This window comes from Streptomyces sp. ADI95-17 (assembly GCF_003846175.1).
In the GTDB taxonomy this organism is placed as follows: domain Bacteria; phylum Actinomycetota; class Actinomycetes; order Streptomycetales; family Streptomycetaceae; genus Streptomyces; species Streptomyces sanglieri.
In genome coordinates this window covers 900,628-915,018 of sequence record NZ_ML123047.1, presented here as the reverse complement: position 1 = coordinate 915,018, position 14,391 = coordinate 900,628, and the positions used below count along the sequence as shown (strand labels likewise).

The 14,391-nt window shown below is 71.8% G+C and carries 10 protein-coding genes and 1 pseudogene; 6 read left to right on the top strand and 5 right to left on the bottom strand.

What is annotated here, in order from left to right:
• The first annotated feature begins 201 nt into the window (after nucleotides 1-201).
• Nucleotides 202-1,815 carry an FAD-binding oxidoreductase gene (locus EES42_RS23055; protein WP_124720099.1) on the top strand — a complete coding sequence of 538 codons (1,614 nt, stop codon included), beginning with the start codon at nucleotides 202-204 and terminating at the stop codon, nucleotides 1,813-1,815.
• 218 nt (nucleotides 1,816-2,033) lie between these two features.
• Here EES42_RS23055 and EES42_RS23050 read toward each other — a convergent pair whose 3' ends face one another.
• From EES42_RS23050 to EES42_RS23030, 5 genes are all read right to left on the bottom strand, one after another.
• Complete coding sequence (locus tag EES42_RS23050) at nucleotides 2,034-2,765, bottom strand: phosphatase PAP2 family protein (protein ID WP_124720098.1); 732 nt, start codon at nucleotides 2,763-2,765, stop codon at nucleotides 2,034-2,036.
• Between the two features lie 290 nt (nucleotides 2,766-3,055).
• Nucleotides 3,056-4,051 (bottom strand): C40 family peptidase, encoded by a 996-nt coding sequence (locus EES42_RS23045; RefSeq protein WP_124720202.1) that lies wholly within the window; start codon nucleotides 4,049-4,051, stop codon nucleotides 3,056-3,058.
• 218 nt (nucleotides 4,052-4,269) lie between these two features.
• Nucleotides 4,270-4,875: a hypothetical protein gene (locus EES42_RS23040; protein WP_124720097.1), complete on the bottom strand. Its 606-nt coding sequence runs from the start codon at nucleotides 4,873-4,875 to the stop codon at nucleotides 4,270-4,272.
• Nucleotides 4,872-7,199 (bottom strand): alpha/beta hydrolase, encoded by a 2,328-nt coding sequence (locus EES42_RS23035; protein ID WP_124720096.1) that lies wholly within the window; start codon nucleotides 7,197-7,199, stop codon nucleotides 4,872-4,874. Before EES42_RS23035 ends, EES42_RS23040 begins: the two co-directional genes overlap by 4 nt.
• A gap of 228 nt (nucleotides 7,200-7,427) precedes the next feature.
• Nucleotides 7,428-9,296 carry a hypothetical protein gene (locus EES42_RS23030; RefSeq protein ID WP_241196516.1) on the bottom strand — a complete coding sequence of 623 codons (1,869 nt, stop codon included), beginning with the start codon at nucleotides 9,294-9,296 and terminating at the stop codon, nucleotides 7,428-7,430.
• 228 nt (nucleotides 9,297-9,524) lie between these two features.
• Here EES42_RS23030 and EES42_RS23025 point away from each other — a divergent pair, with 228 nt between their 5' ends.
• The 5 genes and pseudogenes from EES42_RS23025 to EES42_RS23005 form a co-directional block, all read left to right on the top strand.
• Nucleotides 9,525-10,277: a DUF4232 domain-containing protein gene (locus EES42_RS23025; RefSeq protein WP_124720095.1), complete on the top strand. Its 753-nt coding sequence runs from the start codon at nucleotides 9,525-9,527 to the stop codon at nucleotides 10,275-10,277.
• A 456-nt stretch (nucleotides 10,278-10,733) separates the two neighbouring features.
• Nucleotides 10,734-11,549, top strand: coding sequence for a serine/threonine protein kinase (locus EES42_RS23020; protein ID WP_206433550.1), 816 nt, complete (start codon nucleotides 10,734-10,736; stop codon nucleotides 11,547-11,549).
• Nucleotides 11,546-13,066 (top strand): serine/threonine-protein kinase, encoded by a 1,521-nt coding sequence (locus EES42_RS23015; RefSeq protein WP_241196515.1) that lies wholly within the window; start codon nucleotides 11,546-11,548, stop codon nucleotides 13,064-13,066. Before EES42_RS23020 ends, EES42_RS23015 begins: the two co-directional genes overlap by 4 nt.
• Nucleotides 13,067-13,180: 114 nt before the next feature.
• Nucleotides 13,181-13,657, top strand: coding sequence for an RICIN domain-containing protein (locus tag EES42_RS23010; protein ID WP_124720094.1), 477 nt, complete (start codon nucleotides 13,181-13,183; stop codon nucleotides 13,655-13,657).
• Nucleotides 13,658-13,733: 76 nt separating this feature from the next.
• Nucleotides 13,734-14,391: pseudogene (locus tag EES42_RS23005) on the top strand (hypothetical protein); the annotation flags it as partial.

Sequence of the window (14,391 nt, the reverse complement as noted above, 5' to 3'; positions counted from 1 at the left end):
GTCCGGCCCGGCCCGCCGGTCCAGAGACCGGGCCCGTACGGACGCCGCGGAACACCTCGCGGCACCCTGACTCCTCTCTCCCCCGCCCCCTCCGCCTCCCCCGCCTTTCCGCTGTCCCCGATCTCTCCAGCCGATCCCCCCACGCCCGGCCTCCCCCACCCACCGCCGGCCGGCCCATGAGCGCCAAGACTCGGAGATCCGATGAACCTGCCGCCCCTGCCCGCCCGGCGCACCCTGCTCACCGCGGGCGCGGCCGCGATACTCACCGGCGTCACCGCCACCGCCTGCAGCGGCACTTCCGGCGGCTCCACCGGCCCGTCCGACGCCTCCGGCACCTCGGGCGGCACGGACGCCTCCTCCGCTCCACCGACTCCGTCGAAGACCGCCCCCACCGGGCCTGCGGACTTCTCCGCCCTGGCCAAGAGCCTCGACGGCAGCCTCGTACGGCCCCAGGACGCCTCGTACCCGACCGCCCGTCAGCTCTACAACACCCGCTTCGACGACCTGAAGCCCGCGGCCGTCGCCTATGTGCGGCACGAGGCGGACATCCGCGAGTGCCTGGCCTTCGCCCGCCGCACGGGCACCCCCGTCTCCATCCGCAGCGGCGGACACTCCTACGCGGGCTGGTCCAGCGGGAACGGGCGCCTCGTCCTCGACGTCTCGTCGCTCTCCCGCGTCGGGAGCGGCAGCACGATCGGCGCGGGCGCCAAGCTCATCGACGTCTACCAGGGCCTCGCCGGTAACGGTCTGACCATCCCCGGCGGCTCCTGCCCCACCGTCGGTATCTCCGGCCTCACCCTCGGCGGCGGCCACGGCGTCGCCTCCCGCGCATACGGTCTGACCTGCGACAGCCTGACCGCGGCGACCCTCGTCACGGCCGACGGCAAGACCCTCACCGTGGACGCCGAGAACCACCCGGACCTCTTCTGGGCGCTGCGCGGCGCGGGCAACGGCAACTTCGGCGTGGTCACCGAGCTGACGTTCCGCACCCGTCCGGTCCCGCAGACCGTCACCGCGTACATGTCGTGGCCGTGGTCACGTGCCCGGTCGGTCGTCTCGGCCTGGCAGGAGTGGGGCCCGGCCCAGCCCGACGAGATCTGGTCCTCCGCGCACCTCGCCGCCGGCCCCGGGGGCGGCAACCCGACCGTTTCGGTCGCCGCGTTCAGCCTCGGCACGTACGGCGATCTGCAGAACGCCGTCGACCTCCTCGCCGACCGGATCGGCGCCCCGGCGTCCTCCGTATCGCTGCGCCGCCGCAGCTACCAGGAGTCGATGCTCGTGTACGCGGGCTGCTCGGGCATCACCGACGCGCAGTGCCATCTGCCGGGGACGACGCCCGGCCGCACCACCCAGGGCACCCTCCAGCGCGAGACGTACGCCGCCGCGTCCGACTTCTACGACCGCTCGCTGTCCCCGGCGGGGGTGCAGGCCCTGCTCGACCGGACCGAGGCGTTCGCCCGGATCCCGGTGACGGCGTCCGGCGGCGGCGGCTCCGTCGCGCTCACCGCGCTCGGCGGGGCGATCAACCGGGTCTCCCCGCAGTCGACGGCCTTCGTCCACCGGGGCTCGCGGGTGCTCGCGCAGTACATCGCTTCCTGGACCCCCGGCACGGCGGGCACCGCCCAGCAGGACTGGCTGAAAAACACCCACGCGGCGATGCGCCGGCACGCGTCCGGAGCGGCGTACCAGAACTACACAGACCCGGCGCTGACCGACTGGCGCCGGGCCTACTACGGTTCGGCGGCCGACCGCCTCGCCGATCTGAAGAAGCGGTACGACCCGGAGCGCCTCTTCGCCTTCCCGCAGGCGCTCTAGTCGAGGAGCGGGGTCTCCTAGGGTCTTTCGTTTGGATCAGGCCGGATCAGGGAGCGGGGTCCGGTGTCGTGCATCGCAAGGCGGAGGAGGGAGTCGGATGGGGGCTCCCCTGCTCGAGCGGAGCCGAGAGCTTGGGGAAGGAGCGTCGGCGACCGACGACAACGCGGCGAGGTGCGGCACCGGGGCACGCGAGCCCGGCCTGATCCAAACGAAAGGCCCTAGGCGGCGAGGTCCTTCTCGCCGTCGCCACCGCACGTGCCCGGCCTCGGCTCGGGGATTCCGAACGCCCCGGCCGGGCCCCCGGCGGCCGCCACCGGCACCGGCCGGCGCGACCGTACGAGCCGGCCGAACCGGTCCGTCCGCGAGACCGCCGCCACCAGCGGGGTCAGCAGCATCATCGCCAGCGGGGCGAGCAGCAGGGCGACCGCGGTGCCGAGGGCGAATCCGCCGACCACGTCGGTCGGGTAGTGGACGCCCATGTAGATCCGGCAGAAGCCCTCCAGGAGGGCGAGCGCGATGGCGGCGATGCCGAACTTCCGGTTGGCCACGAAGATCCCGACGGCCAGTGCCATCGCCATCGTGGCGTGGTCGCTCACGAAGGAGAAGTCGTTCTTCCCCGCCACCAGGACGTCCAGCCCCTGGTGGTCCTTGAACGGGCGGGGCCGGTGCACGAATCCGCGGATCGGAATGTTGATCAGGAGCGCGAGTCCGGCGGCGAGCGGCGCCCAGACGAGGCCGGCGACCGCCGTCACCGAGTCGTCGGCCGTGCCGCGCCGGCGCACGCTCCACCAGCACCACAGGACCACGAGGACCATGCCGAGCATGATTCCGTACTCACCGACGAACTCCATGACCCGGTCGAACCAGGTGGGAGCGGACTTCGCGAGTCCGTTGATGTCGTAGAGCAGGCTGACGTCGGGGTTCGACCCATCCAGTGCGAGTCCAGCCATCTGCTGCGGCCCCTTGCCTTGTCTGCTGCCGCGGGCACACCCATGTGCACCGCTTTGACGAACCCCCGTGTCGGTTCGATCACTGCGTCTGATCGGCACTGCGTCCGATCCGTACTGCGTGGACCGGTACTGCGTGAATCGGTCGTCCTGGTCCTCCCAGGGAACGACCTCCCCCGTGCGTGCGTTCCACTCTCCACCGAATGATCACCATGACGTTATCGAAGAGAGACTCATCGTCGCAGCTCAGGGCCCAGGCTTCACAGAGAGTTCCGGCCACCGCCGCCGTTGCGTCATGCCGCCGGCCGGGCCGTCGGAAGGGCCGCGGCCCCGTCCTTGGTCACGCGCGTCGCGCCGAAGTAGTCGGGGGTGTCGATCTTGTCGAAGCGGATCACGGCCCCGGTGTACGGGGCGTTGATCATGTACCCGCCGCCGACGTAGAGCCCCACGTGGTGGATGGCCCGCGAGTTGGTCAGGTCGTCGGAGAAGAACACGAGGTCGCCCGGGAGCAGCTCGTCCCTGGAGGGGTGCGGTCCGGCGTTGTACTGGTCGTTCGCCACCCGGGGCAGCTCGATGTCCACGGTCCGGTACGCGGCCTGGGTCAGGCCCGAACAGTCGAACCGCCCGTTCTGCTCGGGCGTGCCGTTCCCGCCCCAGAGGTACGGCGTACCGAGCTTCTTCTGCGCGAAGTAGATCGCCCCGGCCGCCTGCTGAGAGGGCTGTACGCGCCCGACCGGCCTGGCGAAGCTCTTCTCCAGGGAACGGATGATGGTGACGTAGTTCTGGGTCTCCGAAATGTCCGGAACCCCACCGGCCCGGATCACCCGGTACGCACCGGCGTTGTACGCGGCCAGCATGTTGTCCGTCTGGTCCCCCGGCACCTTCTTCACGTACCCGGCCAGTTCGCAGTCGTACGAGGCGGCGGACGGGATGGCGTCGGCGGGGTCCCAGACGTCCCGGTCGCCGTCCTTGTCCCCGTCGATCCCGTGGCCGGCCCAGGTGCCGGGGATGAACTGGGCGATGCCCTGCGCGGCGGCGGGACTCTCGGCCCGGGGGTTCCACCCGCTCTCCTGGTAGAGCTGGGCGGCCAGCAGGGCCGGGTTGATGGCGGGGCAGAGGTTGCCCCACTTCTGCACCAGCGGCTGGTACTTCGCGGGCACGGCCCCCTTGGCCAGCGCAACAGCTCCGCCGCCACCGGAACCCTCGAGTCCGGCGGCGGCGGAGTACGTACCGACGACGAGCAGCGCCACGAAGGACATGGCCACGCCGACACCGATGCCACCGACCACCCAGAATTTCCGCACCCCTCAACCATCCCCCATCGGGGCCCCGTTCATGGGCGGTTTCGACGGTGTGTGCGAGTCTTCCGGGTCACCGGGGGGTGCCGGGCCGTCATTTCCGGCGCACGGGACCACCGGACCGGCGCACCGGGCGCCCGGCCCGGCGCACCGGATGCACCGGATGCGCGGGGCCGGTCCGCCCGGCGGACCGGGTGACCGAACGGCCGTCAGGAGGCTGCGGCCGACCAGTAGTCGGAGCGCACATTGGGGCTCGGGAGCGGGTAGACGCCCTTGTAGGCCGGCCCGTTCGGCTCGGCCGTGGGGTCGGCGACCTTCGACTCCTTCACACAGGGGGTGTCCGCCTCGAAGAAGGCCTGCCCCTTGGCACGGATGCTCACGCTGATCCCGAAGCCGTCCTTGGACACCGCGTAGACCGCCGGGAACTGCTCGTCGACGTTCTTCGCCTTGATGCGGTAGTCGCTCGCGCGCCAGAACTGCTCGATCTGGTCGAGGAAGCCCTGTCGCCGTTCCGCGGAGACGATGGTCATCACGGTGCGCCTGCGCGTCACGTCGCAGCTGCCCTTGGTCGTCTGGCCGTGGGCCCACTGCACCTCGGGGTCGATCTTCTTCAGCACGGCGTCGAGCATGCTGTCGGCCCGGTCGGCAGCCTCCTGCATGTCCATGCCGTTCCCCTTGGTGCCCTCGGTGCTCTTGTCGCTCTTGGTGGCCGTGGTGCTCGTGTTCGCACCCGACTGCGCATTCTCGCTGCCGCAGGCGGACAGCGCGAAGCCGACAGCCAGAGTCACCGCAACGATCTGGAACCTGCGCCTCATCGCTGTTCCTCCATCTTGAGCCGGTCGGAGTGTCCCGACACGATAAGGGCGATGCTGTCGGCGGACACGGCGTCCCGTGCCGGGTTGAAGTAGTTGGAGTGCGAGTCGAAGCTCATGGGCTTGCCCGGGTCCACCGGGAACCGCGTCGCCCCGAACGCCTTGCTCGCCGGGTCCTTGCCGAACCAGAGGTCGTCGTCACCCGGGTCCGCGAGGTCCCCTGCGGCGTACGCACCGGCCGGGCCGCCCAGGATCATCCCGATCCCGCCCACGACGACCTGGGTCTTGGACGGAAGCTTGGTCACCGGGTCGTTGGCCGCGGCGCCGACGAAGACGTGCCCGGCGCCGACCCCGAGGTCCACGGCCCGGTCCACACCCACCCCGGGGCTGCCGACCAGGATGATGTCGTCCACCCCCGGGATCCCCCCGAGCTTCTGGGTCGCGGCACCGACGGTGCGCGAACCGTAGGAGTGCCCGATGGCCGTGATGTGCGGGTCCTTGTTCTGGTTGGTGGCCGCGATGCCGCCCATGAAGTCGTAGTACGCCGCGCCGCCCTTCTCGGCCCGGCCGGTGCCCGCGACCGCCAGGCTGCTCAGCCCGTCCGGCGTCTGCGGTGCGTCGTAGCCGAGCCAGACGATCGAGGCGCTGGACGGGTCGTAGCCCTGGGCGCCGATCGCGGTGTCACGGGCGCGCTTGAGGTCGTTCTTCGCGAACTCCTCGTCGAGGGAGGTGTTCAGCCCCGGCACGTAGGCCGACACGTTCTTCGAGGTGTCGGGGTTGCCGTAGGAGACGATCGCCCGCCCGTTGCCCTCGTCGCTGATGCCGATGAGGTACATCGGGGGCTGGCTGCCCTCCTTCAGCTGCCGGTCGATCTCCCGCAGCCCGGCCAGCTGCTCCTTCGACGTCTTGTCGGTCTTGCCCTCCAGCTTCGAGATCAGATCCGGCAGGTTGCGGCGGTTGGCCTTGTCGCGGTCCGCCACCGGAATCCCGTCGAGGCCGCCGATCTGGTCCGGGAGGAGCTCCAGGTACTGGTCGCGCTCCTGCTGCGTCAGTCCGTTCCACCAGTACTTGCGGCCGGCCGCGCTGCCGCCCCGCGGGATGCGGTCGTTGAGGTACTGCCGCCGCGCGTCACGTACCGCCGAATCGACCCGCGTACCGGACCCGGGCAGCCCGGTGAAGACACCGCCGCCGGAGCCCTTGGTCATGTCCGCGGCGGCGGCCACGTACTGGCCCTTGTCCCACTTGCCGCCGGCCTTGTGCGCGACCTGTGCGTACTGGTCGACGACGTCCTTGGCGGTGTCGCCGGGGTGCGTGATCGTGTCGATGGCCCCGGTGACGTCGCCCAGCAGACCGTCGTCGCCGACGATGCCGTCGAGGAAGCCGCCGCCCGAGCCGTCGGGGGTGCCGGGGACCGGGTTTTGTCTACCCGCGTCGACTCCTGTAGAAGAACCGCTGGTTCCTTCTGAACCACCAGTACCGCCGGCCCCGCCGGAGGCGTCGGCCCCACCGGATCCGCTGCTGCTCGCACCGCCGGAACCGTTGCCTCCGGCCCCGCCGGAACCACTGCCTCCGGAACCACTGCCGCCCGTCGCGTCCGAGCCCGCGGTGCCGGCGCCGGTCCCACCGGTCACGGTCGCGCCCTCGGACCCTCCGCCTCCGCCACCGCCACCGCTGCCGCCGCCGTTCCCCTGGCCGCCGTTACCGGCTTCGACGCTGGAGGGCGCGCAGCCGCCACCGGTCAGCTGGCAGATGGCGTCCTGGATCCGGCCGGTCAACTGCCCGCCGATCCCCGTGGCCACGAGCCCGCCGATGAGGGCGACGACCACGAGGATCATGCCCAGGTACTCCATCGCGGTCTGCCCGGTGTCGGCACGCCGCTGCTTGATCAGCCGCACGATGCTGAACGGCCGGTGCTCGGCGCGCTGTTCGGCGGTGAGCCGGAACCAGGCCCGCGAACGGGACCGGAGCAGCAGGACGATCAGGACGACGGGCAGCACCAGTTGGGCCACGCCCTGGCCGTTCGCGTCGCCCAGCGTGGCCAGCGCTCCGAGCGTGAGCCAGGCGCTCACGGCCAGCAGCCCGCGCCAGACCCAGACGCCCCCGGTGCGCACCCGGAACGACAGCACGAACCCGGCGATGCCGGGCAGCGAGGCGTACAGCACCATGCCGAGCAGCCGGCCGTCCACCGCATCGACCGACGCGGCCAGGAGCAGCGCGTCGAGCGCGCCGACGACCGTGACCGCGAAGAGCAATCGGACGAGAATCAGTACCGCCTGCAAGGGGCGCGACAGTGGCTGCCGGCCCGGAGGGACCTCGGCGGTGCTCATGTCAGCACCACCCGGTACCACTAGTTCTCGTATGCCAGACACGGCGAGTCTCCCCAGCTTTGTGAGTGGGCGCAGCGACAGTTCCCCCCGGTATCCGTATGCGACCACAGCGACACGGACCCGGCATGGGCCCCAGGACCCAATGCCGGGCTCAACGTCGAACACCCGGCCTATCCCGTACTGCCACCGACCGTCCCGTTACGGGTCATTGGGGGCAGCGACGGGGCGTCAGGTCGACCGGGCGGACCGTCCGGCGCCGCCCCCGCCGTACGTCCTCGGGTCCACCGTGGCGAGTCGGTGCAGCGCGGCGGCGGCCCGGTGCTCGGGGGTGGTTCCGTCGTCCGGGATGTGCCACACGAGGTGCTGCCGGTGGGCGCCCTCCGCGCCCTGGCCCGCTGACGGGCCCGCGCGGTGTGCGAGGGTCACGACCGTGCGGTCCCGGTCCCTGAAGTCGGTGCCGATCCAGCCTTGTTCGACGTCCCAGCGGGTCAGCAGGTCCGGCCGGTCGCGCACACCCGCCGCGATGAGCCGCGCGGTCTTCCGGGCCGGCCATGCCCACGAGTGGTCGTTCTCGGCACGGGCGATCTCCGCGTCGTACGCGGCGGCCTCGAAGCGGTACTCGGGCAGCTCGCGCGCGGGCAGCAGGGAGGGCGGCGGGAGCGGGCGGCGCCAGTCGGACCAGATGACGTGGTCCCCGTCCCGGCGGATGGTGACGTGGAGCGCCCCGCAGCAGCCCTCGGTGCAGTACGCCTCCGCGAGCTGTACTTCGTGTGGTTCGTCCGTGGCCCGCAGGCGGCCGCTGTCCAGCAGGTACTCGGGGGCGTGCGCGCCGCCCCGGCCGAAGGCGGCCGGCACCAGGGGACGCCCGTCGATCAGAACGCGGGTCTCGACGATGTCCGGATCCACCGGGTCGAGCACGGTGGCCTCGATCCTCAGCCGGCCCGCCGGGCCCGTACACCCGGCATCGCGGCGGAACGGCTGACGGGCCGTGCGCCGGGCCCAGTCCAGCCGCCTCTGTCCGGCCGGGTCGCCGTCCTCCGCAGACCCTCCGGCCAGGAGTGCCCGCCAGTCCGGCCGGCCCAGCACGGCCTCCAGGCGGTCCAGCAGCGCCTCGCGCCGGCCCGCCCCCCACTCCAGCAGGCGGCTCGGGCCACTGTGCAGTTCGAACGCGACGGACAGCAGGATCGCGTGGTGGTCGAGGGTGGGCGGCAGTTCGGCGGCACGTACGGCGAACGCTTCGAAGAGGCCGACGGCCACCGGGCAGGCCAGGACCTCGGTCCGGTAGTCGTTCGCGCTCGACATCCGGCGCAGCAACCGTCCCGCCCCGGCCACCAGCCCCGTTTCTCCGGGACGGGCCTCCCGCAGGAGGTCGGCGAGCCGGACGGCCTCGGCGACCCGGCGGGCGGTCTCGGGCCGCACCTCCCTCACCTTCCGCAGGACCGCCTCCAGCCGTCCGGTTACGGAGGACTCCTCGCCGGCGGCCAGGACGTCGACCAGGCCGCGCAGCTCCGGGCCCCTGGCGTGACGACCGAGCCACACCAGAGCCGCGGCCGGGCTGTCGATGGGGTCGAGCGCCCGTACGGCGTGGTCGGCGAGGTCCCGGAGCCGGCCGAGGACCCTGAGATACGGGACGTCCTCCGGTTCGCCGAGCCGCGTCAGGAGGGCGAGGCCGACACAGACCGCCATGGGGCTGGTTCCCGTACGGGTCAGGCACCGGCCGAGCGCTCGCGCCCGGCCCTCGTCCGCCAGCGGCAGTCCGGTCACCACGGACTGGACGTGTCCGCCCCGGATGCTCAGTCCGGCGAGGCGCGGATGAATCTCTTCGGCGGCCCGTGCCACGCCGGGCGCGTCGGTGCCGGTGCCGGTGCCGGTGTCGGTACGGGATGCCGGAGGGGTCAGCGCTTCCGTCAGCACCTCCGTCAACGCCGCGCAGGCGGACTTCCAGGAAGTTCTGGTCCGGGGGCGGCGCTCCGGCGGGTCCGGCAGCGCGTATCCCCCTTCGGGGAGCCTGCCGTCGGGCTCGGCGCGAAGAAGGCGCAGTGCACAGGAGTACAGGGAGGCGGGAGGGAGCGCGGCGCGCTCTTCCGGGGCGCTCAACGGGCGGGGTGGGTCTCGATTCCATGAGTCATGCGCGGAGTCTCGCAGGCGGCCCGGCCACGCACCAGCCGATTTCCCCGTAGGCCACTTCGGGGACGTCAGCCGGACGTCAGTGAGGCGTCAGCGGAACGTGAGCGACCCACAGGATGCTTATGTTGTCAAGAGGTCAGAGAGAGCGGTTCGCCGCAGGATCCGGGCCTTGTCTCACGCTCATCCTGGGAGAATTCCATGCGTATCCGCAGCCGCAAGCACACCGCCGCTCTCGCCACCGTCACCGCCGTGCTCGCCCTGTCGCTCACCGCCTGCGGCGGCGACGACACCGGCACGAAGTCCGCCGGGCCGGCGGACAACGCCGCCTCCGCCGGCGCCTCGGCCGACGCCTCCCAGCCCTCCACCGACGCGACGACCACGGACACCAAGAAGACCGGCGGCACCGCGCAGAACACCGGCGCCACGAAGACGGGCACCTCGAAGTCCGGGTCGACCGGCGGCAGCAGCGCGACGGGCGGCAACACCAGCGACAGCTACGCCTACAAGCACCCGTGCAAGAGCTCGGACCTGTCGGTGCGCGTCTACCCGCGTGAGGGCTCGTCCACCCAGCAGGTGATCGAGGTCAACAACACCGGTGCCAACTCCTGCGGCCTGAGCTACTTCCCGCAGGTCAGCCTGGGCGCCTCGAAGGCCTCGGACCACAGCGGCGACATCAAGCCGTCGGTTCCGGGCGGCCTGGGCGGCGCGCCCGCGTACCCGGTCAAGCCGAAGACGGCCGCCATCGCGGTGATCGACCTCAACCCGAGCGGCGAGAACGGCGTGACCTGGGTCGACGAGATGAACGTGCTCGCCGACGGCGACCACATGCCCAACGCCGACACCCAGAACTTCGAGCTCGGCCCGGACGTCAAGGTGGGCAGCCCGAAGCTCGGCCTGTACCAGGGCTCGGTCGCCGACGCGGTGAACTCCATGAAGCAGGCGGGCAACTGACCTGATCGGACGGGCCGTACGACGAGCCCCCGGGAGGCGCCCGCGCCTTCCCACCGCACCTGACACACAGGGCCCGGATCCACGCGATCCGGGCCCTGTGTGTTGGACGCTCCGTAAACAGCGCGGCAGCCGATGCACCAAATCGAGCCAGTTCGCCAAAGCGGGCAAAGTCGCACCCCATATCGAACACTTCTTCACCGGCGCCGGACCGACCGTGGAGCCCGTCCGGCCCGGCCTCACCTCCCGGCGCGAGAACCCGAAGCTGGATGCCCGGCGCGGGCCGCGACGACCCTCGCTCCCGAGGCGGAACCGCGCCACGGCCGATGGCCGGCGGCGGTCGGGCGGCGGTCCGGCGGCAGACAGAAAACGACCAGAATCCGGACGGGAACGGCCCCCCTTGATGGGTAACGTTCGGCCGGTGTGGAAGTTCACCGGCACGGGGGCGAGGTGGGTGCACTGAGCGGGATCGTGGTCTATCTGCCGCGGCGGAGCGACGACATCGGAGGGGCACCGTCCGGTGACCCCGTGACGTTGCGGCTCGGCCCGGGACAGACAGCACGCTTCGGACGGGGCTCCGCGACGACCCCGGTCGAACTGCGCCTCGACGACGAGGCCATCTCCCGGCTGGCCGGCGAGATCCGGGTGACGGACGACCACTGGCAGCTCAGCAACCACAGCACGACCCAGAGCTACCTGGTGGAGAACCCGGAGGGCGCGGGAGAGTACCTGCGGGTTCCGCCCCGGCGGGCCGGCGCGCCCATACCTTTCGAGTTCTCCCGGGTCGTACTGCCCACCCGCCGCGACACCACCGTCTCCTTCCAGGTGTTCGCACCCGACCACGTCTATCTGGACCCCTGTCCGGACCCCGCCGGCGCGGCAGGCCAGTGGGGCAGCCGCACCGTCATGGCGTACTCGCTGGACGAGACGGCCCTCTACTTCCTGATCCTGGTCGCGCTCTGCGAACCCCGGCTGCGCGACGAGTCGCCGGTCGCCGTGCCGACCACTCCGCAGATCGTCGAACGGCTCAAGGGGCACGCCGTGTGCGGCCGGTTGAAGGCGCGGGCGGTCAGCTCGCACATCGACTACCTCGCCGAGGAGAAGATGCGGATCAGCGCCCCGCCCGAGCAGGGATCCGGCGGAGCGCGCCGCAACGGGAAGCGGGAGGCCCTGGTCGGGATCGCGCTGCGGTTCGGACTCGTACGGGAGGAGCATCTGGCGCTGCTGCCGCCCCGGGCCGCCACACGCAACCACGGGCGGGAGACGGTCAGTTGAGCCGGGGCTCCGCCGGGGGCGACGGCCCGCAGGCGGACGGCGACCGTACGGAGCTGCTGCCGCGCGGCTACCGGGTCGGCGGCTGGGAGGTCACCGAGCCGATCGCCTCCGGCGGCTGGGCGACGGTGTACGCGGGCCGCCAGGTCGACAGTCCACCGCGGCAACCGGGAACGGGACCGGAACCCGCAGAGGTCGCGCTCAAGTTCCTGCCGACCGCGGGACTCGCGCCGCGCCAGGCCCGCAAGGTCGCGGAGACCGCCCGGCGGGAGGTCGAGCTCGGCCGCCGGGCCGGCCATCCGAGGCTGATCCGGCTGCTGGACTCCGTCGTGATCAGCGATCCGGACCGGGCGTTCCTGGACGGTGCGATCGTGCTGGTGATGGAGCGGGCCGAGCGCAGTCTGCGGGATCTGTTCGACGCGGGGGTCGCAGGGGGCACCGGGGTCGCGGGGGCGGACGTCGCCCGGCTGTTCGCCGAGATCTGCGAAGGGCTGGCCCATCTGCACGGCAGCGGCTGGGTGCACGGCGACCTCAAGCCGGAGAACATCCTGCTGATGGCCGACGGCGCGCTCAAGCTGTCGGACTTCGGGCTCGCCACCGAACTGACCGGCACCCACGGCACCCACGGGTACGCGCCACCGATGGGCACCCTGGACTACCTCCCGCCCGAGCGCTGGCAGGCCCCGCTGGGCGAGCACGGTGTGGAGGTCCGGCCCAGTGCCGACATCTGGGCCCTGGGCATCATGGTCCACGAGGCGTTCGCGTCCGGCGCCTCGCCGTTCCCCGGCGCCACCCCGGTGGCACGCGGCGCGGCGGTACAGGAGTACGCCGACGGACGCGCACCGCTGCGGATCGACAGTGCGCTGCCGCCGTTCTGGCGCGCCCTGGCCGCCGACTGCCTCGCCCGGACCCACGCCGAGCGCGCCGCGCACAGCGCCGAGAGCCTGCTCGCACGCATCGCCGCACGGTCGACGGCACCCCGTCCGGTACGCCGGCGGTGGAGATTCCGCGCCGCTCTGGTGACCGTCGCGGTGTGCTCGGTGGCCGCGACGGTCTGGTCGCACACCGCCGGCGGCGCCGCTTCGGACGCGAAGGGCGAACCACCGGCCCGGCTGCGGGTGTTCAACGCCGACGACGGGTGCCGGGAACGTACGGACCGGAACCCGCAGTGCAGCCTCGGCCTGGCGATCGACCCCCTCAAGCCGTACACCGTCGACAACGTTGTACCGGTACGGGTGTGGCACGGCGACGTCCTCGCGGTCGTCTGCCGACTCCCCCGGGGCATCCCCATCATCGACGAGTCGGACGCCAGCTCCACCGAGTGGTACCGGGTCCGCCTGCCGGCCCGTTCCTCCTCCGCCGCCGACGCCTCCGCCTGGCTGCCTGCCGTGCGTACGGCGGATCATCCCCGGGTTCCCGACTGCCTGCGTCCCACGGGCAAGCCCATATCCACGTCCGTACCCACGTCCGTGCCCGCCTCCGTACCCGCCTCCGTGCCCGCGTCCATGCCTGTCCGCTGAGTGTCGGTGTTCGCTTCGCAGGCTGTCACTCCGGATCGTTCCGGATGTCGTACCCGGCGGCCCGACAGCTAGCTTGCGGTCCCGACAGTCACCGGAAGGAAGAGGAAACAGCCCATGCGCGGCACGCGTTCGCTCCTGATCGGCGGGGTCCTCGTCCTCGCCTCCCTGTCCGCGTCGACGGGCACGGCCCTGGCTGCCGGGAACGGCTCCGCGTCCCCCGCGCGGGCCGCCGACGCCACCCAGAGCTTCCGCAATCAGGCCACGGGCCGCTGCATGGACGACACCGACGACGGGTTCCGCACGTGGAGCTGCAACGGGAGCAACCCGCAGCTGTGGGACGTGAAGGTCTGGGGGGACGGAACGCGCCAGCTGCGCAACGTGAACACGGGACGCTGCATCGAGGACAGCGACAACGGGTTCCGTACCGTCGGCACGTGCGGCTCCACCCCGGAGCAGAGCTGGTGGATCAAGGTCTGGTCCGACGGCACCGTCCGCTTCCAGAACCAGGCGACCCTGCGGTGCATCGACGACAGCTCCCTGGGCTTCCGCACCTGGCCGTGCAACGACACCCCGTACCAGAGCTGGTTCTGACACCGGCGCACCTGTAACGCACTCTCCTCCAACTCCCCTTTCCCGCAAGGCTATTCCGAATCGAAGGAGCAGTCGGATGCGTGGCTCGACCGAACGACGACGCGCGATGTGGAGATCAGCTGTCCTGCTGGCCGTGGTGGCCGCGACCGGCCTCGGCAACCCGGCCTTCGCGCGGAACGCGGCCGACGTGCCGGGTCCTCTCGGGAACTCCGCCCCGGCCGCGCTGTTCTGCGACATCCCGGCGGACCGGGACATCGCGGTGACCCGCAAGGTGTACGAGGTCGGGCAGCGCCGCGGCGTGTCCGACAAGGTGATGCTCGCCGGCTTCGAGACGGGCTGGGTCGAGTCCCGGATGAACAACCTGGCGTGCGGGGACCGGGATTCGCTCGGTGTCTTCCAGCAGCGGCCGTCGATGGGCTGGTGCGAACCCGCCCAGTGCCTCGACGTCGACTTCGCGGCCAACAAGTTCTTCGAGGTGGCCCAGCAGATGGAGCCCGACTGGGACACCGCGGGTGAACTGGCCCAGGCCGTCCAGCGCTCCGCGTACCCGGAGCGCTACCCGCAGGCGGAGGGCTACGCCCGGGAACTGATGGCCGAGGCGTTCCAGCCGTACGGCACGATCGGCGCGAAGTACGCCGGGCTGGGCGGCCACGACGGGCCGCTCGGATGGCCGGTCCGTGCCGAGGAGGACTCCTCGCTCGGCGGGCGCTTCCAGCTCTTCCAGAACGGGATCG

Excerpts from the sequence above, each read along its gene's own strand:
- EES42_RS23035 (WP_124720096.1), bottom strand. The coding sequence starts at position 7,199 with ATGAGCACCGCCGAGGTCCCTCCGGGCCGGCAGCCACTGTCGCGCCCC.
- EES42_RS23050 (WP_124720098.1), bottom strand. The coding sequence starts at position 2,765 with ATGGCTGGACTCGCACTGGATGGGTCGAACCCCGACGTCAGCCTGCTC.
- EES42_RS23055 (WP_124720099.1), top strand. The coding sequence starts at position 202 with ATGAACCTGCCGCCCCTGCCCGCCCGGCGCACCCTGCTCACCGCGGGC.
- EES42_RS23040 (WP_124720097.1), bottom strand. The coding sequence starts at position 4,875 with ATGAGGCGCAGGTTCCAGATCGTTGCGGTGACTCTGGCTGTCGGCTTC.
- EES42_RS23025 (WP_124720095.1), top strand. The coding sequence starts at position 9,525 with ATGCGTATCCGCAGCCGCAAGCACACCGCCGCTCTCGCCACCGTCACC.
- EES42_RS23010 (WP_124720094.1), top strand. The coding sequence starts at position 13,181 with ATGCGCGGCACGCGTTCGCTCCTGATCGGCGGGGTCCTCGTCCTCGCC.